This window comes from Neobittarella massiliensis (ex Bilen et al. 2018), assembly GCF_900289145.1.
GTDB classification, from domain to species: Bacteria; Bacillota; Clostridia; order Oscillospirales; family Ruminococcaceae; genus Neobittarella; species Neobittarella massiliensis.
This window is the reverse complement of the sequence record NZ_OKQO01000009.1, coordinates 130,558-147,288: the sequence shown is the minus strand read 5'-3', so window position 1 is coordinate 147,288 and position 16,731 is coordinate 130,558. Positions and strand designations below refer to the sequence as shown.

23 protein-coding genes are annotated in these 16,731 nt (G+C 54.8%); all 23 read right to left on the bottom strand.

Annotated features, from left to right (window positions below; translation table 11 throughout):
- Window positions 1-48 precede the first annotated feature (48 nt).
- Window positions 49-978: a type II secretion system F family protein gene (locus C6Y32_RS13255; RefSeq protein WP_105205740.1), complete on the bottom strand. Its 930-nt coding sequence runs from the start codon at window positions 976-978 to the stop codon at window positions 49-51.
- Window positions 975-2,351 carry an ATPase, T2SS/T4P/T4SS family gene (locus C6Y32_RS13250; protein WP_105205739.1) on the bottom strand — a complete coding sequence of 459 codons (1,377 nt, stop codon included), beginning with the start codon at window positions 2,349-2,351 and terminating at the stop codon, window positions 975-977. Before C6Y32_RS13250 ends, C6Y32_RS13255 begins: the two co-directional genes overlap by 4 nt.
- Entirely contained in the window at window positions 2,341-3,096 is a 756-nt protein-coding gene (locus tag C6Y32_RS13245) for an AAA family ATPase (RefSeq protein ID WP_105205738.1), read from the bottom strand. The genes C6Y32_RS13250 and C6Y32_RS13245 overlap by 11 nt, the downstream gene beginning before the upstream one ends.
- A complete protein-coding gene (cpaB, locus tag C6Y32_RS13240) occupies window positions 3,086-3,943 on the bottom strand; it encodes a Flp pilus assembly protein CpaB (protein WP_105205737.1) in 858 nt (285 codons plus the stop codon). Before cpaB ends, C6Y32_RS13245 begins: the two co-directional genes overlap by 11 nt.
- Before the next feature lie 18 nt (window positions 3,944-3,961).
- Window positions 3,962-4,408, bottom strand: a complete 447-nt coding sequence (locus tag C6Y32_RS13235) for a prepilin peptidase (protein ID WP_105205736.1) — start codon at window positions 4,406-4,408, stop codon at window positions 3,962-3,964.
- Complete coding sequence (locus C6Y32_RS13230) at window positions 4,405-4,998, bottom strand: DUF3848 domain-containing protein (RefSeq protein ID WP_243238604.1); 594 nt, start codon at window positions 4,996-4,998, stop codon at window positions 4,405-4,407. Before C6Y32_RS13230 ends, C6Y32_RS13235 begins: the two co-directional genes overlap by 4 nt.
- Window positions 4,999-5,407: 409 nt before the next feature.
- Window positions 5,408-5,890, bottom strand: coding sequence for a DUF3849 domain-containing protein (locus tag C6Y32_RS13225; RefSeq protein ID WP_105205734.1), 483 nt, complete (start codon window positions 5,888-5,890; stop codon window positions 5,408-5,410).
- Window positions 5,890-6,213 (bottom strand): hypothetical protein, encoded by a 324-nt coding sequence (locus tag C6Y32_RS13220; protein ID WP_087359732.1) that lies wholly within the window; start codon window positions 6,211-6,213, stop codon window positions 5,890-5,892. Before C6Y32_RS13220 ends, C6Y32_RS13225 begins: the two co-directional genes overlap by 1 nt.
- A 9-nt stretch (window positions 6,214-6,222) precedes the next feature.
- Complete coding sequence (locus C6Y32_RS13215; RefSeq protein WP_475600682.1) at window positions 6,223-6,423, bottom strand: mercury transporter; 201 nt, start codon at window positions 6,421-6,423, stop codon at window positions 6,223-6,225.
- A 20-nt stretch (window positions 6,424-6,443) separates the two neighbouring features.
- On the bottom strand, window positions 6,444-7,280 hold the full coding sequence (locus tag C6Y32_RS13210; protein WP_105205732.1) for a conjugal transfer protein TrbL family protein: 837 nt from the start codon (window positions 7,278-7,280) through the stop codon (window positions 6,444-6,446).
- Window positions 7,281-7,350: 70 nt separating this feature from the next.
- Complete coding sequence (locus tag C6Y32_RS13205; RefSeq protein WP_105205731.1) at window positions 7,351-7,635, bottom strand: SpoVG family protein; 285 nt, start codon at window positions 7,633-7,635, stop codon at window positions 7,351-7,353.
- Between the two features lie 60 nt (window positions 7,636-7,695).
- Window positions 7,696-7,959, bottom strand: coding sequence for a DUF6133 family protein (locus tag C6Y32_RS13200; protein WP_105205730.1), 264 nt, complete (start codon window positions 7,957-7,959; stop codon window positions 7,696-7,698).
- Window positions 7,960-8,036: 77 nt separating this feature from the next.
- Window positions 8,037-8,399, bottom strand: a complete 363-nt coding sequence (locus tag C6Y32_RS13195; RefSeq protein WP_105205729.1) for an Mbov_0395 family pilin-like conjugal transfer protein — start codon at window positions 8,397-8,399, stop codon at window positions 8,037-8,039.
- 16 nt (window positions 8,400-8,415) lie between these two features.
- A complete protein-coding gene (locus C6Y32_RS13190; RefSeq protein ID WP_105205728.1) occupies window positions 8,416-9,972 on the bottom strand; it encodes a VirD4-like conjugal transfer protein, CD1115 family in 1,557 nt (518 codons plus the stop codon).
- Window positions 9,973-9,981: 9 nt separating this feature from the next.
- Window positions 9,982-10,428 carry a TRAG family protein gene (locus C6Y32_RS13185; RefSeq protein WP_105205727.1) on the bottom strand — a complete coding sequence of 149 codons (447 nt, stop codon included), beginning with the start codon at window positions 10,426-10,428 and terminating at the stop codon, window positions 9,982-9,984.
- Window positions 10,425-11,204 carry a DUF7768 domain-containing protein gene (locus tag C6Y32_RS13180; protein ID WP_129589457.1) on the bottom strand — a complete coding sequence of 260 codons (780 nt, stop codon included), beginning with the start codon at window positions 11,202-11,204 and terminating at the stop codon, window positions 10,425-10,427. The genes C6Y32_RS13185 and C6Y32_RS13180 overlap by 4 nt, the downstream gene beginning before the upstream one ends.
- Window positions 11,170-11,784 (bottom strand): hypothetical protein, encoded by a 615-nt coding sequence (locus tag C6Y32_RS13175; RefSeq protein WP_105205725.1) that lies wholly within the window; start codon window positions 11,782-11,784, stop codon window positions 11,170-11,172. The genes C6Y32_RS13180 and C6Y32_RS13175 overlap by 35 nt, the downstream gene beginning before the upstream one ends.
- Window positions 11,785-11,793: 9 nt before the next feature.
- Entirely contained in the window at window positions 11,794-12,162 is a 369-nt protein-coding gene (locus tag C6Y32_RS13170; RefSeq protein WP_105205724.1) for a hypothetical protein, read from the bottom strand.
- Window positions 12,155-12,439 (bottom strand): hypothetical protein, encoded by a 285-nt coding sequence (locus C6Y32_RS13165; RefSeq protein ID WP_164998285.1) that lies wholly within the window; start codon window positions 12,437-12,439, stop codon window positions 12,155-12,157. Before C6Y32_RS13165 ends, C6Y32_RS13170 begins: the two co-directional genes overlap by 8 nt.
- Before the next feature lie 6 nt (window positions 12,440-12,445).
- Window positions 12,446-13,129 (bottom strand): hypothetical protein, encoded by a 684-nt coding sequence (locus C6Y32_RS13160; protein ID WP_105205722.1) that lies wholly within the window; start codon window positions 13,127-13,129, stop codon window positions 12,446-12,448.
- Between the two features lie 568 nt (window positions 13,130-13,697).
- Window positions 13,698-14,909, bottom strand: a complete 1,212-nt coding sequence (locus C6Y32_RS13155) for an ATP-binding protein (protein WP_105205721.1) — start codon at window positions 14,907-14,909, stop codon at window positions 13,698-13,700.
- 121 nt (window positions 14,910-15,030) lie between these two features.
- The gene (mobP3, locus tag C6Y32_RS13150) at window positions 15,031-16,266 is read right to left on the bottom strand and encodes a MobP3 family relaxase (protein ID WP_105205720.1); all 1,236 of its coding nucleotides are present in this window, start codon (window positions 16,264-16,266) and stop codon (window positions 15,031-15,033) included.
- The gene (locus C6Y32_RS13145) at window positions 16,247-16,729 is read right to left on the bottom strand and encodes a ribbon-helix-helix protein, CopG family (protein ID WP_105205719.1); all 483 of its coding nucleotides are present in this window, start codon (window positions 16,727-16,729) and stop codon (window positions 16,247-16,249) included. The genes mobP3 and C6Y32_RS13145 overlap by 20 nt, the downstream gene beginning before the upstream one ends.
- Window positions 16,730-16,731 lie beyond the last annotated feature (2 nt).

The following is a 16,731-nucleotide window of genomic DNA, read 5'->3' as shown; positions in this document are numbered from 1 at the left end:
TCAAAATAGTGGAAATATCTCACCTGATTTTAGAGTAGATAGTTCCATTTACCTTTTGTACTCCACCGGCTTTGTCAGCCGGATAACCGCCGCGAAGGAAATGAGCAGCACCAGCAGGCAGACCGCCAGGATGCCCTTGCCGAAGCCGGTGTTCACCAGCACATCGTACCAGTCTTTGTTCAGGAAGTAGAGCAAAGGGATGTTGCCCACCAGCAGGAAGGCCATTGTGATGAACTCCTTGAACGGCTCATACATCAGGTAGTCCAGTTCCGCCGCCACGATCCGCATATCGGACAGCTTGCCGATAATGGGGGTAAGCGTGCTTTTCAGGCTCTTATCATCCTGACAGGCGATAGCGGCGTCCACCCATTCCCGAAAAATGTAGTTGTCCAGCTTGGGTTTCATGTTGGAGAGGGCCTGCTTCACATCGGCGCTTATCATGCCGGTTTCGGCCAAAAAGCCCCGGAACACATCGGCCACGGGCGGGTTCAGGTAGTGGATGTTTTCCTCTACGGCGGTGATGATACTCTCGCTGCGCAGATAGGAGCTGGTGATGATGGACAGCCCGGTTTCAATCTCATTGTTCATCAGCTTTTTGTAGCTGTGGGAGGTGAACAGGACATACCAGAACGGGATCAGCCCCATGCCAGCCGCCAGCACCGGAAGCATGAGATAGTTTTGAATCACAATGCAGATCACCGCTCCCATAGCCGCCAGGAACAGGGAGAGGGCGCAGAGGGCGGCAAACTTGCCGCCCCTGCCGGTCAGGAGCATCATTTCCTTGGCCTCCCGCACCGTCTTTTTGATGCCCTTGGCCTCTCTGGGGTGGTTGAGCTGCCCGATCTTCTTGGAGATCGGCGCCTCCCGGCTGGCAAAGGATTTCGTCAGGTCCTCTGCAAACTCAAAGGGCGTCATATTCAGCAGCAGGAAAATACCAGCCAGCATACCGGCAAAGGCCAGCAGAATCAGTACAATCAAGCAGTTTCCTCCTTCCCATCGTCTATATTCATCCGCCCACCGGCGATCTGTTCCAGCAGGCGGGGCGGCATCCCATTCTCCAGCAGCCGCTTTTGCAGGCTTGCCGAGATCGGGGACACCTTTTGAAACTCGCCATGCACCTTGACCTTGCCATCCTCGACAGCGGTTTCCGATACATGGTAGCGGTAGAGGGTGTGAAGCTGCCGTGTACCGTCCTCCAAAATCTCACATTCAGTAATTTCCATCACCCTGCGGCTGTTGTCCTCCAGCTTCTTCACAAAGAGGACAATGGGAAACGCCTCCGTCACCAGGTTATACAAAGTCTTGTCGCCCATGTCGTATTTCTGAGTACACAGCGTCACCATGCGGTAGTAGGTGGCCTTGCAGCTATTGGCGTGGGTAGTGGTAATAACCGCGTGGCCGGTGCGGGCCGCCTCCTGCGCCGCAAACGCTTCCGCCGACTTCATCTCGCCCACGCACACCACATCCGGGTCACAGGTCAGGGCAAACTCCAAAAGCCGCTCCTGATCGTAGTTCTGCTTGGGGTCATCGGAAAAGCGGGTGACGGTGTGGACTACATTGTTGAGGACATTCCCTTCGGCGTCCTCCTTCACCAGATCAAACTCCCGGCATCCATTTTCAATAGTAAAAATTCTCTTTTCATTGGGAATGGTGGAGAGAATCCAACTCATCAGCGTGGTCTTGCCGCTGCCGGTGGAGCCGGTGACGCAAATAGACAGGCCGAACCGCAGCACCGCCGCCAGAAAATCCAGCATTTCGGCGGTAGCCGTTCCATAGCGGACAAAATCATCCCGCCCCAGCTTTTTGGGGTTTACGATTCGGATGGAGGCCGCCACGCCCTTGTCCTTGTCGGTCAGCGGATTGCCCAGAACCGTAATACGGATTTTATTGGAGAGATGGCCCACCACTCCCGGCTGGCTGTTGTCCAGGATCATCCCGGATTTATGAAGCAGCCTGCGGACCACATCCACGGCGTGCTGGGGGCTTTGGAAGCGCTCCTTGGAGGGGACCACACGCCCATCCGCATAGGTGATCTTGGTGTCCTTCCAGGAGTTGATGTTGATTTCCTCCACATCGCAGGCAAACAGGTAAGGCGTCAGGAAGGAGAACTCGGCCATTTCCGTATAGAGCTTGTCAATCAGGGCCTCGTGATCCATGCCTTCCACACCCAGGCTGTAATCATTGAGATACTTGGCGATGTAGGCGGTGATCTGCTGGCGCTGTTCCTCCGGGTTGTCGGTTATCAGGGTAGAATACTTGCTGGCAAGATACTCCTGCACCTGTGCCAGCACCTCCGCGAATGAGCGCGTGTTTTTGCTGGTGTTGAAAAAAAGGCCGATGTTATTTGCCATCCCCGAACACCTCCGCGGCGATGGCAGCGATGACCGGCTCATAGCTCTTTGCCTCTTTTCCGGCAAGCGGTTCCAGCAGCTTCAGCGTGGCCGCCTGTTCCTCCACGATGGGAAGATAGGGCAGCCGGTACTTCACCCCGCCAAATGAGTTTTCGTATTCCATTCCGCCCTGATAGGGCCGGGTATTGGACAGCACCCGGATGTGCTGCTCCGGCTTGAATTTCCGGTCCTCAATCAGCGGAAGATAAGACGCAAAGTAGGAAATCGCTTTCAGGTCGCATCCGCATACCCGCAGCACATCGTCCGCCACCTCCAGCGCCGCCGTCGCCAGCACATTCCCGGTCAGGACGCTGGTGCAGTCCACGATCACATAGTCTGCGATATGCCGCAGGAGAACCAGCATATCCACCGCCTTTTCCTTGCTGTACTCTGCGTAGGTAAACACATTTTCCCCAGCCTTGTAGCCCAGAAAGCTGATATAGGGATGTTTTTCACAGGGGACGCAGGTTTTCAACACCTGTTCCTGCGTCATGCCGGGAGCGGACAGCAGTTCGCCCACGGACACCTCCGGCAGCTTCCCCTCTGCCGCCACAGCGGGAAGCGGGGGCGCGGTAAGGTCGGTAAACACCAACACCACATTTTTCTTCCGCTTGGCAAGCTCCGCCGCCAGTTTGACCGCCGTGACCGTCTTTCCAGCGCCGGGGCTGCCCCATACAGCAAGCATCTGTTTCTGCTTATTCGCCATCCGCTGATTCCACCTCCTGTTCCTCCGTGCCCTCTGTGGACTGCCCGCCGTCAGCAGCGTCAACAGGGGCTTCCGGCTGACTGCTCTCCCCACCGGCCTCCACCTCCGGTTCGGCAAAGAAGGCGTCCTGCGCCGCCAGGAACTTTTCGGCATTGGCGCGGGCGCCCCGGTAGACAAAGGCCAGGTGGAGACTGTTGGATTCCTCCAGATGAGCTAAAAGCTGGGCCTGTTCGCTGTTTACCAGCAGGGTGATGGTGGCGGGCAGGGTTTCCTCCGGGTTTTCTTCTTCCTCATTTTCCACCGGCGCCTGATATTCCTTGTCCGCGCCGGAACTCTGGGTGGCGGCCAGGACTTCCACATATTTCAGCTCCGGGGGCTGGGTGGTTTCGCCGGTGTCCTTGTCGGTGGCAAAGAGCATGATAATATCGCCCGCCTCCACCTTGCCGGAACCGCCCTTGGCAAAGGTGGGGATGGTGACGGAGATCGCTACCTTGGAACCGTTCAGTTGGGTCAGATACTCATACTGCGTCAGTGGCTCCGAGGACAGCCACGCCGTGTTCACATCTGTATTTTTCCGCAGTTCCACATCGGTGTATCTCCCCACCACCTCATCCAGAGAGGTGGCAACGCTGTCCTCCATGCCGGAGGCCCCTCTGGTGTAGACCTCCACCATGTCTGCCGTGATGTATGTCCCCCGTGGGATCACCTCGGCCTTTACCCGGACCGCCTCCGTCTGGGCTTTTAGGCCCTCGTTGAAAAGCGGTGTGATCCCAAAGCAGACCAGAACCGCCAGCAGGATGCACACCGCGCCGATGACCGTCCGGCTCCGAAAAATGTTCTTGTTCAATTTGATACCTCCACTTGTTCAGATTTGAAGTGCAAAAGCAGTCAGCCAGTAGGCGGACACGCCTCCGAAGCAGAAAAAGGGGGCCAAGGGCAGGCGCACCGCAGACAGCGGTTGTTTTTGTAAACGACATTCCACCAGCCCAGTCAGCACCGCCAGCGAGAGGGAAAGGACTGTCTGTATCAGCCCCGGCCACACGCCCAGGACAAATCCGCAGGCCCCCATCAGCTTCACATCACCGCCGCCGATGGCAACCCCGCCCCGTTTTACCAGGCCCGCCGCCAGCAGGAAGGGGCCGCCGACCAGAAGCAGCCCCGCCGCAGAAGCGGCGGGGCGGAACCCGATCAGCCCGCACAGAAGGAGCAGGGCCGGGATCAGGGTTGGAATCTCCCGGGTTCGCATATCCCACACGGCGGCGGACAGGAGCAGAAGGCCGAACAGCGTCCCCCTGACCATGAGCGGCGTCACCGCTCAACCTCCCCGGCAGGCTCCAGTCCAGTGTCGTTTAGTTCGTCCCCATGAAGATCGTAAAAGTCCTTCATTTCCACAGGCGGCTCCCCATTGACATGGAACGCGCAGCGGCGGAGATCCGCCGCCTGTTTCTCCACTGTTTTCTCCACCGTTCCCCGGATGCTGTCCCAAAAAGAAAAATCATTGTCCATCCATTCCGTATATAGGGCCGCAAGAGGCTGAGGATAGGTCAGCAGGGTGTCGGTTTCCCATTCATCCAGCCCTTGCTCCAACTCTCCGAGAAATTCTTCCTTGATGACCTTTTCATAAGCGTGATCCAATATTTCTTTCGGCGGCAGAGCGGCGATTTCCTCCATGCGGGCGTCAAATTCCGCCTTGGCCCGGTCGTAGAGTAGACCAGCCCGATACTCGGCGCCCTTGTCCTGAAGAAAGTAATAGACCACCTCGCTGATGTTCTCCGGGTTCATACAGCGGTCCGGGACGGGCGTATTTCGGAAAACCCACGCCTGTTCCAGCACATTCTCCATCGTCAGAAGCATATCCCGCTGCGTATCACTCAGGGGAATGTTCTCCAATTCTCTTTTCATGGCAAGCATCCCCTGAATCCGCGTAAAATAGGGATCGTTGGGCGCCAGTTCCTCCAGTGGTCTGGCCGCCCGACGGATTTCTTCGTCCAGTTTCTCTTTCAGTTTTGCTTGTTCCAGTTAAACCACCTCCTGCGGTCAGGCATACAGCCCGAAATAAAGAAGGATGCAGGTCAGTCCAACCGCCATCCCGATTATCAGGGGCCACGGGTTCCATCCCTTTTGAAACATCATTTTGATTCCCCCTGTTCCAATGCCTCCTGCGCATTACAAATGATTCAGTAATCGCGGTCGGCATACTTGTCGATCTCACAATGCCCCACACAGCGCATCCCTTACAGCTCAAAGCCCTTGCGGAAACCGCCGATGCCGGAAAAGAAGTCAAGGAATGTCATCTGCGCCATCGGTAGCCTCACAGTTCCAACGCCATATCCTCATCAAGATCTTTCTGTCCGTCGTTCTCCATTTGAGTGGTCGCTTCCTGTTCTTCCTCCAATTCCATCAGCTTCATAAAGATGGCGTTTACAGCACACGGATCAATCTCCGTGACATACCGGGTGGTTGGGTCAACATGGTTTTCATCCCTCGGCGTCCGGGCGTCTGGGAAATCGGTCTGTCCGGCCCGGTCAAGCACCGTCTGATCGAAACGGGAATCCCAATCGGAAAACTGGATGGTGCGGGAGAGGACATAGATTGCCCGCTCCACACCGTAAAAGCGCACCAGCTCTCCAATGAAGGAATCCAATTCCCGGCTGTTCATGGCGGTCATGGCCTTATCCTGAATGAAATTCCGGCAGTCCATGTTGATATTGTAGCTGTCGCACCAAAGAGCCGCCTCATTCCTGCGGCTGGCTTCTTCCAGCGACGGATAGTAAACGGGAATGGTTGCGTACATTATTCAAGCCCCCATTCGTCCCCGTAGCGGTACGGGTAGATTTTCTGTCCGCGCAGGAACCGGGCCAAATTCTGCACCTGGTCCACCACGGACAAATTGCTCTGGTCCTTGGTGGTCATCATCACCGAGCCAAAGATACCGGCCAGCGCCAGGACTACGGTGGTAGTCACATTGGCGGTGAATAGCCAGACCAGGGCGGCCACACCGCCCATCACCAGGGAACCAATCAACGCCTGAAAGAGCTGCTTTTTCCCAAAGCCTGTGAACAGCTCCGCCTCCGGCTTCACGCCCAGAGGGATATACAGCTTCAAATCCTCGTCCATTCGCACCTCCTACGAGTAGTAATATAAAATCAGGTCTTTGATCTGCCAGATGGATTCCGCGATCACATAGAAAATCACGGTGTTGCGGGCGCGTTTTTTGTACTGCGCCGCCTGTTCCTCGGCGGCCGCCAGCCACACCATGCAGTAGATAAACCTTGCCACGGCACCCACGCGCACCAGCAGGATGATGGCCTTTGAAAGATCGTCCATTGTTACCATCCGCCGTCACCTCACTTTCCCATGCCCTTGACCATCTGCACCAGACGCACGGAATGGTATGCGTTGTTGACGATGGCCCCGCCACCGCCGCCGCCAGTCGTAACGATGAACTCCTGAAGGAACTTCGGTGTCCGCACGGCCAGAATCATGCAGGCCACGCCCCAGAAGATGTGCATATTCATCATCAGCCCTACGCCCAGCTTGGCGAGGGCGATCTGGATAATCACCGAGAGGGCCGATTGAAAGAACTTGCTCATGTAGGGCTTGAATACGCCCTTGTCGTTGTCGATCAGGCCCACACAGGCCAGGGGCATCCCCACCCGCAAAATCAAAATCTCCAGTCCCCGCATAAGGAACTGGAAGTAGAGGATAAAGTACACGATGACGAACACCAGCCCAAAGATGGCGGTCACGAGGCCGAGCGTGGAGATACCAGACACCCAGCCCGCCCAATCGTAAGCGGTGGCAAGGCCGATAGCCTCCAGCATCTTGTCGCTCATTTCCTCCACAATTCCCGCAAGCCAGCCGTACATGGTGGGAAAACAGACCGCCACGGCCATCGCCTTGAAAAAGTTCGTCAGCAGGGCAATCGGTTCTTCATCCGCGTCGCCATCGGACCACAGCACATAGGTTTCAAAGCCCTTTTTGAGAAATTTCAGAATGATAAGCGACACGCCAAAGCCAAACACAATATCAAACAGGGCTTCAAACAGATCAACACCGGCCAATGTGGACATATACTGCTCCGCGTACAGGGTCAGCGGCACAATGCCCTCCATCAGCCCGTCAATGTAGGCGATGGCTCCGTTAAGCAGGGCGACGATCAGCAGAACCAGAATATATTCCAACCAGCGGCCACCTCCTTTCCGGGGGCGGCCGGGGCCGCCCCCTTGTCGTATGAATGGAAAACGGGGCGGATCAGGCGGCAGGCGTCCCGCCGCCGTCCTCCGCCAGCGTCCGCTCATATTCAGCCAGCACCACGGCGGACAGCTTCTCCCGCAGCTCCTTCGTCATGGGGAAGCACTGTTCCGTCCATTCGCCTCTTACATTCCTACGGCTGGGCAGGGACACGAACATCCCTTTTTCACCCTCCACCACCCGGACATTCTTCACCAGAAAGCAATCGTCCAGGATGACGCTGCACACCGCCCGCAGCTTGTCTGGGCCGGTCAGCGTCCGTTTGATCTCCGCTCTGAACTCCATAGAAAACCTCCTTGATAAAAAGTGCGGCGGGGCATAACGCCCCGCCGGTTCCGCCAAACATCAGCCCGCGTAATCGAACATATCCTTGATGCGCTGGGTAATGGTCGGCAGCACGGTGCTGTCCACAATGAGGTAGAGGCCCGCCAGGATCAGGGCGCCCAGGACAATGGAGATCAGCACCGTGATCGCCACATCAAGGGTGCCCTGCCCCTCACGGTTTACCAGTGCCTCCTTCGTGCGGTCAGTCAGTTCACGGGCCTTCTGCTTGGCCGCCCAGATGGAAGTCATAGCCTTAACCTGAGTGTTGCGGATAAAGTTAGCCATAATTTTTTCCTCCTATTGATGAAGTGATTTATTTAGTAAGGCGTGGGAATCGCCTGTACTACGAAAAAAGCCCCGGCTTACTGATAGTAGCCGAGGATCAGGTTCAGAGTGGCGGAACCCAGAACGGCGCCGATGCAGGACACCACCGCCACCACAATGCGGTTGTTCCACTTCTTTTGATCCATTTCGTCGGCCATGCCGCGCCGGATGCAGAAGTAGATGATAAGCAGGCCGGACACTACCGGGGCCAGGACCATGAGCCAGGTGGTCAGGTCGCCAATCAACTGCTCGGTGCCCGTCACGATCTGGCTGTCCTCCACACCGGCCGCATAAGCCGGTGCGGACATGAAAAAAGAGGCGGCAAGTGTGGAAAGACCGACACCTGCCGCCCGGACAGACTTACGCAGCCTGCCCATCGTCTGTTTCACTTTTTCTTTCATCGAAACCTCCTGAAATTTAATCATCATCAGAAGCGCCGCCCCCTGAGTTTTTCTGCTGGGCGAGGCGGCGCATGATGTCCTTTTGATAGTAGACCCAGATATTCCACAATGCGATCTCCTGTTTTGTATCGGTGATAATGGGCCGTTTGTTTTCCCGCTCCTCCCGCAGCTTCCGGTTATGCTCCATGTCGCCCATGCCCAGCATTTGATTGAATAGCCATTTGGAAAGGTCTGGGGCGTACATCATGGCCGGATGGTCCCGGCTGGTGATGATCTGATAGGGCCGCTTAACGCGCCGGACCTCATCCGTATTGAGCAGCTTGCGCTCCGTCAGGCTGACGCTCTGGGAGCTGGACGGCGTTGTGAACCGCCCGTTGCTGGCCGAGAGCTGGTAGCTGGATGTGGTGTAGCTGCCCAGCTTGTCCGACATTTCCCGCAGGGTTTCCGGGTCGTCGCTTTGCAGGTAGGCCCAGATTTGGCAGTTACCCTTGATGGTGTTGGCGATATTGTCGCTGTACTTTTCCTTGAGCTGGTCGAACCCCTGCACATAGAGGGCATAGCGCATCCCGCGTCCGGCCGCAACGGTGAGCTTGTTCGTCATATCGCTGATGGGGGTGAAATTCCCGAACTCATCCAGCAGGAAATTCACCCGCCGTTCCAGCCGCCCGCCCCGCTTGTCCGCCGCCTCCGCCAAAAGCTCATATTGCTGGGACACAATGAGAGAGGCAATCGGGTAAAAGGTGGTTTTCTCATCCGGCAGGATCACAAAGAGCGCCTGCTTTTTGCGCCCCAAATCCGTAAGGGTAAAATCACTGGCATGGGTAATCGAATAAATGGATTTCGAGGTAAACAGCCGCAGGGTGGTGAGGGCGGAGGTGTAAAAGCTGCCTCTGGTGCGGGACGGAGCCACATCGGAGATGGAGAGCAGCGCCCGCGCCGGGTGCGTTGGCGATTGCTTTTTCAGATACTCCAGCAGGGGCATTTTGTTCCCAATGGTGCGGCACATCTCGGAAATGAACCAATACACATTCGTCATATTCTGAAACTCCGGCCGCTTCTGGTTATCGCACACCACGCAGAGGATGGCGGCGGCGATGATGGAACACTCGCCGTTGGTCCAGATTTTCTCGCCCTCCGGCTTGCCCACCAGATTGTTGGTCAGATCCCAGGCCAGCATTTCCGCCCGGTCTGTGTCGCCCTCGTTGATGGCGTCGATAACCGGCTGAAGCAGATTGTAACGCATACTCTTGGCCGGGTTCTTGAAGTCCAGCACCAGCACCTCATATCCCAGTTTTTTTAGAAATTCAGAGGTGTAGTGGAATAGCTCGGCCTTTGGGTCCGAACAGAAGATGGACTCCCCGGCAAGCCCCAGAAGGCAGATGCTCTCCAGCACCAGGCAGCGGGACTTGCCGGAACGGGTGGCGCCCACGCAGAGCAGGTGACAGTCATCCCCCACAAAATAGATTTTTTCTTTGCCGCCCTCCTTTTTCATGCCCACCACCACGCCGCCTTTCGTCAGCGGGGGAGGCGGTGTATCCTTGGGAATCACCTTGGGATACAGATTCAATTTCAAACAAACACCTCACTTTTTCATAAAATCCAGCCCATCATAGCCGGTTTTCAACAGTTCCCGCATGGCCGAGTCATTCGGGTCCAGGATAAAGCTGTCAAAGGCTTTTTCCTTTTCCGCGTCGCTCATCCAGCGGGCCGAGCCGTGCTGATACTGGCCCACCGCCTTGGGGGTCTTGATCTCCGGCGTGATGGTGTTCAGGTCGGATTCATAGGGCCGCATATTGGTGAGAAAGAACATCACGGCCAGCACGCACACAAACCCTTGCAGGCAGAGGTACAGCGTCATGTGCTGACGGTTGGAGAACAGGCTGGCAAGGCAGTCCCCGATGGGAAGGAGGGACAGCCGGGTGATCTTCCTTGTCAGCAGCCCATGAACAGCGGTGGAGAAAAAGAGATTCAAGACCGCGCCGGACACAAAAATCAGCCCGCAGATTAGCAGCTTTCCTTTGGTCCTCATGGCTCCAATCCCTCCCCATCCTCCAACTCAAGGGCAAGGCTCTGTACGGCGGCCTCCAGCACAGCTTCCGCCGCCTCACTGCGGATCGGCTTGTCCGCGATCCATGCTGCCAGACTTTCCGGCTTTACAATTCCGTAGAAGTCCTTTCGCTCCCAGTGAATGTACCGCCTATCCAGCAGGTTTTCCGCATAGACTGCCTGCCCTCTGGCCCCATAAGTGCAGCCAAACCCGTCACGGGCATACCACAGGGAATCGTCTGCGGTCAAATCCATGCTGTTCCCGTAAGCCTCCGGTTTTAGGACAAGAATCTGCCCCTCATAGCTGCTCTGGTCGCTGCCCGCTATGCAGTCATCCACTCCCAGGAGTCGGTCCTGCTGACGGATTTTGACCTTTTCCTGCACCTGTTCTTCCGGCACATAGAAAATGGGCATATAGAGCTTCTTTGCAAGTTCAATTTCTTCCCGCATCCCGGAAGAAATGGTGTTGCCCACTACCCAGAGGTCATCGCAGCGCCACATAAGGTCGCGGCCCATTGCCAACCCCTGTTCCCGCTGCTCCGGTTGTTCATCATCCAGATATTGCGTGAAGATCGTGTGGGGCGCCAGAGGGATCACCCCGCAGGATGCCGCATACGCGCAGTAGTCCCTTGCTCTTTGGATATTCCGCTCCACATCCCCGCGCAGGGGGGATGAGATATAAACCAGCCGCAATTTATCACCTGCCTTTCCCAATTCAGTCCAATCAAAGTTCCATATCCTCCTCGTCCTCCAGATCACAGGCGCTTTCCTCATCGGAGCAGTAATCTGTGAACGGCAAAATCTGTTCTGTGCCGTTCTCAACATTTTCCTCGGATTCATAAAGGCCCATATCGGCAAATTCATTATCAGAAACAAGTGTGCCGTCATCCGTGCGGAACATCAGCGGCATACCGTTACTGTCCTCGTAATACAGAAACTCATTGGTTGCATACGCCAGTCTTGCCATATCACCACTGTGAAAAATGAAATATGGAACCGTCCGTTCCCCATTGATTGCCGGATATTTTTTGAGTTCGTCAAAAAACGCTTGGAGTTCCGGGCAGACATAGTGTACGGTCAGCGTGCCCGTCTCGTTGCGGGAAATCCTGCCGATCACATCGTTTAGCGCGTGATCGGCAGTCACTTGATAACCCGCCCAGGCGACGGCTGTAATTTGGAACGGAGAAACAATGCCGTCTGTTTCTTTATAAACCTGCGCGTTCTCAAAGTCATACTGGAGCCACTGGCACTCCATCTCATCATCCGCCTTTTGGTGTGGCGATACATCCGCTTCAATGATGAAGTGGTTGCCCTCCAAATCAAAATCCAGGATTTTCATGGAATCCTCCTACCTTTCCAGGTCCAGCCCATCCAGCTCTACATCGCTGATGGGCGGCTCAAAGCCGGTGTCATAGGACACATCATCAAGCTGCCGGATGGCCTCCAATCGTGCTGCGGCCTTCGGGTCGGTCACAAGCTCCTGCTCCAGCAGGGCGTCGGCAACAATGGCATTGGAAACCGGGTCGGTAAAGCACAGGGCCTCGCCGTCCTGCGTGGCTTGCTCCATGACGGACTCCGGCAGGATTTCCTCCGCAACGGCCTTGGGTATCTCAAGCCCCCGCTTTTTGCTTCCGACAATTTCATAGATACCCACGGCGATCTCGCCGCAGGTGATGATGTTCCCCCATATATCGGGATTGGGGCGCCCGTCACGCATACCTCACACCTCCATCTTCCTCATAGGGCATAAACGCAATCACAGAGAGATAGTCCGTCCCCAGCCGCCTCAAAAGCGCGTCCTGATGCTCCATGACCTGATCCACCACATTTTCCGGGCAGTACCACATCAAATCCTTTACATAGCTGCCCACATCCAGCCCGATAGGGTCGGCCAGATATTCCTCGTCTGTCATGCCGTCAAGCTGCTGGTTCAGGCTGTGCTTATACATGAGAAACCGGGCGATAGCGATGGTCTGATTCCGCTTGCTGTTCATCATAGGCTATCCTCCCATCTCCATTTCATCATTCAGCCCAAATTCCATATCAAAATCAAAGTCCATGTCGGCCTCCCGCAGCTCCGGCATGATTTCCTCGATTTTGTCAAGAATCCGCTCCACAGATTCACGGGCGTCATTGGAAACATCCTGATCGAGTATGCTCATTTTGACCAGTCCGGCGTGAAGGACCCGCAGCTCTTCCTCGCTGAACAGGGCCTTTTCGTCCACCAGGCCGCTGCGCTTGGCAAAATCCTGACCGGCAAACTCTTTGTTGTAAAAGACCTGACGCGCCAGTATTTCCCCGGAATCCGGGGCTGTGCGGTAGGTGGAGAACACATAGCCGAACAGGTGATGTTCCTTGCAGGCCAAAGTCACGCCGTTGTATTCCGCCAGCTTGTAGGAACCGTTGGGCAGCTTTTCGTTGGCGTCCGTGTAGGGGCAGTCACGACAGATGCCCACCTTGACCGCTGTGTTCTGGGCGGTATCGTTGATAAGCCGCATGACCTTATCCTTCACAGTGACAAACGGGTTCTGGATCACCGTATCCGCCTTGGAGAAGTAGGCCACAAGCTGATTTTTATAGTAGATGTCCGCAATATAATCCGAAGATTGGGACCGCTTTACATCAAAGCCCTTTCGGGCGAGCTGTTCAAAGAACAGACGGTAAAAATCTGTTTTGCTCCGCAACCGGCAATCCTCCTTCCTTACGAGTAACCTTTTTGTTTCATCACCTTTTTGAGAACTTCAATGAAATCAAAAATCCGTTCCGCCGCCGCCTGATTCCGGGGATAGGTGTGCGGCAGGGGAGGGCGCTTCTTCCGCTTCAGATCGTACCAGAGGCACCCTCCGTCCTTTCGGCTGGGGAACATACAGGATGGAACGGAAGTCCGTAAAGTAAAAGGGCACCCCCGGCAGGGATGCCCTTTGGGGTACTCATACAGCCGGGCCGTCAGGCGGGTCACGCCATAGGACCCTCTGGGGATAGACACCGGCACCCCATTGTGCTTATAACTCGTTGTTACTGTGTTCATCCAAACTCCTTTCTCGAACCGGGCGGCCGGTTGTTTGATTTGTCGGACATAGAAGCGGGAGTAAAAGCAGAGAGAGTCGTCAACTTTTTCAAGGGACTTTTTCTGCAAACCATAAACTTTTTCAAGCGACTTTTATCGGCAAGTATCAACTTTTCAAAAAATATCGAGGTTGAAAAGAAAATGCCCGCCTGATAAACAGGCGAGCATTTCATTGAGCTGTATCTTTAATATTCAGAACTGAGCAGAAAATCGGCTATGTGCATGGTCTTGATCCCCTCGTAATTCCCCCCGGCAAATTCGTCTGTTGTGAGAACATATTTGGGATAATTGTCGTGTATTTCAAGCAGCCGCTCATATTCCCGCTTTTCTGTCTTTTCCGAATTGATCTCCTGTGTGACCTGAACATAAATTTTCTCGTTCTGCCGCACCGCTACAAAATCAATCTCTCCGTCGCTGGTCTTTCCCACATTGACGGTATATCCCCGGCGGCAAAGTTCCAGATACACAATGTTTTCAAGGCTGGAAGCCACGCTGTCCGCGTTATAACCGAGAACACTGTACCGCAGGGCGGTATCGGCCAGATAGAACTTTTCCTGCGTTTTCAGGATTTCCTTCCCCTGCAAATCATATCTGGAACAGCGGTGAAGCAAATATGCCTTTTCCAGCTTTTCCAAATAGCTGTAAACTGTTTCGTTATCAAGGGCGCGCCGCTCTGCTTTCAGATAATCTGCAATCGACTTTGCCGAAAAGGTGTTGCCGACATTATTAAAGGTATATTTGACAACGCGCTCCAGTTGGTCGATTTTCCTGACCTGATTTCGCTTTACAATGTCTGAAAAGATTGTGGAATTATATATATCCCGGACAACCGTGTAGATCTCATCCTGAGAAAATGCCTGTAAATGGGTCGCCGGAAATCCGCCCAGACGGACATAATTGGCAAGCTCAGCTTTGGGTTCACCGACAGTCGTGAACTTGCTTCTAAACATCAGATATTCGCTGAAGGACAGCGTAAAAATGCGGAAAGACACATACCGGCCAGTAAGGTAGGTGGAGATTTCCGAGGACATCATCCGAGAGTTGGAGCCTGTGATATACAGGTCAACATCAAAGTCGGACGCCAGGGAGTTTACAACCTTTTCCCATCCCTTGACCTCCTGTACCTCGTCCAGAAACAGGTAGGTCTTTCCGTCCGGGCAAAGACGCTCCTTCAACTGTGCGTACATCTGCTTTGCCGTCATATCCTCAAATTCCATAGAATCATAACGGCAGCTTATCATGCGTTCAGCCGGAATATTCCGCTCGGTCTTTAACCGTTCCATAATCATCTTCAATATTGTGGATTTCCCGCAGCGGCGTACCCCTGTGAGTATCTTTACAAACGGGGTATCGGCATAAGCCATGATCTTATCCACATATAACGGCCTGTAAATCATCGTGACCACCTCCATTGTAAATAGTATATCGCAAAACCTGTTTGTGGTCAATTAGTTTTGCGATTATAAACCGCAAAACATTTCGACAATTTATTTGACTGCGGATTACCTCAAAAAAGTACTACGGCTCCATACCCCTGTCCTTGTGCCGCAAATACCATTCTTTTTTGGCGGCCCTGGAAAGATCACCTCCCATAGCCTTCTGGCAATCGTCGTACTCCATACCCATGTTGACGGCGTTCTGTTCCAACGCCATCAGGATTTCACAGATCAACCGCTCTGTATAGTAGGCTTTTCGGGCCTCCGCATACTCAAAAGAGCCGGTTTCCCGATCCTTGCGGAGCATGGTGCGTATGGCCTCCAATACCTTGTTGGCAATCAGCTTGTCCGCCTCCGCGATTCCTTTCTGCCGCTGTTCCTCCACATGGGCAGGGTCGGCGTCATAGAGCATGGAAAGCTGGCACTTGGCGTCCGCATACTCGTTTACCAGATCACCAATGTATTTACAGTCTGTTTTCAAGCTGCGGATAAAAGCGTCCAGTTCGGCCTTTACTTCCTCCGGCAGCAGCTTGTAGGCCAGACGGCCTTTTTTCGGCATCTTTTCTTTCAGGGCAAACAGACCGGGGATAAATCGGGCCAGCCCATCCGCACTCAAAACACCGTCCAGTGAGGCGGCTCCCAGCTCATCATCCGTGATATGGCCGAAGGTTTCCCGCAGGCGTTTGTACTCGCTGGGATGAAGCCGCTCCATATATTGCTCAAACTCATCAACCAGATCAACGGCGGCTGCGGTAAGCTGCTCTCTGGCCCGCTGCTTCGCTTCACAATACGCCTGTATTTTCTCCGCGAAGGTATCACGGATCAACTGCCTGCGTATTTTATCCGGGATGCTGGGATGCACAAACGGAACCATTGTGCGCTGGTTCTTATCCCAGAACACCACATGGATGTGCGGATGACCCCGCTCATTGTGGTGGGCGGCCACCCATTGTAGGTTCTGAACCCGGATTCCATTATACTTTGCCAGCGTTAAAATATGACGCTCCATGTAGTCCTCCCAGGCTTTATGATCGGTCAGCCCCAGCTCGGCCGCTGTTTCCGGGGAAAAGGAGATAATTCCCCGATACATATTCACACGGCGGTAGGACAGCTCCCGCACCAGACGGGCCGCCTCCTGCCAGGTGGAGAACTCCCGCACCTCGCCAGGTTCCAGTTTCCCGAACAGGCCGTGGCGCATCCCCTCATTCTTTACCGCGCCGGGACGGGTGGCAATATAGCCGATGTGGGCATAGTTGCACTTGGGCGTCTTTTTCTGATTAGGGTGCCGGTGGCGCTGCTTATAGATCAGGATTGACACGGCGGCCCCCCTGAACAGCCTGAATCGCTTTTTTCATTTCCTCGTCATCCAGAAAAATACGCAGAGCGTCGGCGTTCTTTTGGTTTGCAAACGCCAACGCCTCTTTTCTGGCCGCCGCCTCGATCTTCTCAAAAGAGGAATAGCGGTCCCGGTCGATCAGGTCTGCGATAATGGCGATATTGGCATAGTAGCCTGCGGCGGATATGATCGTCAGGCGGTTGATCAGTCCGGCCAGCCGGTTTCCCAGCCCCTTGATCTGGCCTCTGAGTTCCTGCCGGATCACGCCGCTTATCATGTCGATGTTCTCAGCGGTACTTTCCAAATCCAGGTATTCGTCAATCGCCCGCCGCACCTCTTTGGAGAAGTCTGTCCCATTTCTGGCCGCCAGCTTATTGAGCGCCTGAATGGTGTCCGGGGGCAGATGGATGGTTTTGCGCTCGGTTCGGATCGGGGATTCTTTCAAGT

Coding starts and splice junctions, on each gene's coding strand:
- C6Y32_RS13175 (WP_105205725.1), bottom strand. CDS start 11,784: ATGAAAATCCTGGATTTTGATTTGGAGGGCAACCACTTCATCATTGAA.
- C6Y32_RS13170 (WP_105205724.1), bottom strand. CDS start 12,162: ATGCGTGACGGGCGCCCCAATCCCGATATATGGGGGAACATCATCACC.
- C6Y32_RS13245 (WP_105205738.1), bottom strand. CDS start 3,096: ATGGCGAATAAGCAGAAACAGATGCTTGCTGTATGGGGCAGCCCCGGC.
- C6Y32_RS13230 (WP_243238604.1), bottom strand. CDS start 4,998: ATGAAAAGAGAATTGGAGAACATTCCCCTGAGTGATACGCAGCGGGAT.
- C6Y32_RS13225 (WP_105205734.1), bottom strand. CDS start 5,890: ATGTACGCAACCATTCCCGTTTACTATCCGTCGCTGGAAGAAGCCAGC.
- C6Y32_RS13205 (WP_105205731.1), bottom strand. CDS start 7,635: ATGGAGTTCAGAGCGGAGATCAAACGGACGCTGACCGGCCCAGACAAG.
- C6Y32_RS13220 (WP_087359732.1), bottom strand. CDS start 6,213: ATGGACGAGGATTTGAAGCTGTATATCCCTCTGGGCGTGAAGCCGGAG.
- C6Y32_RS13185 (WP_105205727.1), bottom strand. CDS start 10,428: ATGAGGACCAAAGGAAAGCTGCTAATCTGCGGGCTGATTTTTGTGTCC.
- C6Y32_RS13250 (WP_105205739.1), bottom strand. CDS start 2,351: ATGGCAAATAACATCGGCCTTTTTTTCAACACCAGCAAAAACACGCGC.
- C6Y32_RS13155 (WP_105205721.1), bottom strand. CDS start 14,909: ATGATTTACAGGCCGTTATATGTGGATAAGATCATGGCTTATGCCGAT.
- C6Y32_RS13195 (WP_105205729.1), bottom strand. CDS start 8,399: ATGAAAGAAAAAGTGAAACAGACGATGGGCAGGCTGCGTAAGTCTGTC.
- C6Y32_RS13215 (WP_475600682.1), bottom strand. CDS start 6,423: ATGGACGATCTTTCAAAGGCCATCATCCTGCTGGTGCGCGTGGGTGCC.
- C6Y32_RS13165 (WP_164998285.1), bottom strand. CDS start 12,439: ATGAACAGCAAGCGGAATCAGACCATCGCTATCGCCCGGTTTCTCATG.
- C6Y32_RS13200 (WP_105205730.1), bottom strand. CDS start 7,959: ATGGCTAACTTTATCCGCAACACTCAGGTTAAGGCTATGACTTCCATC.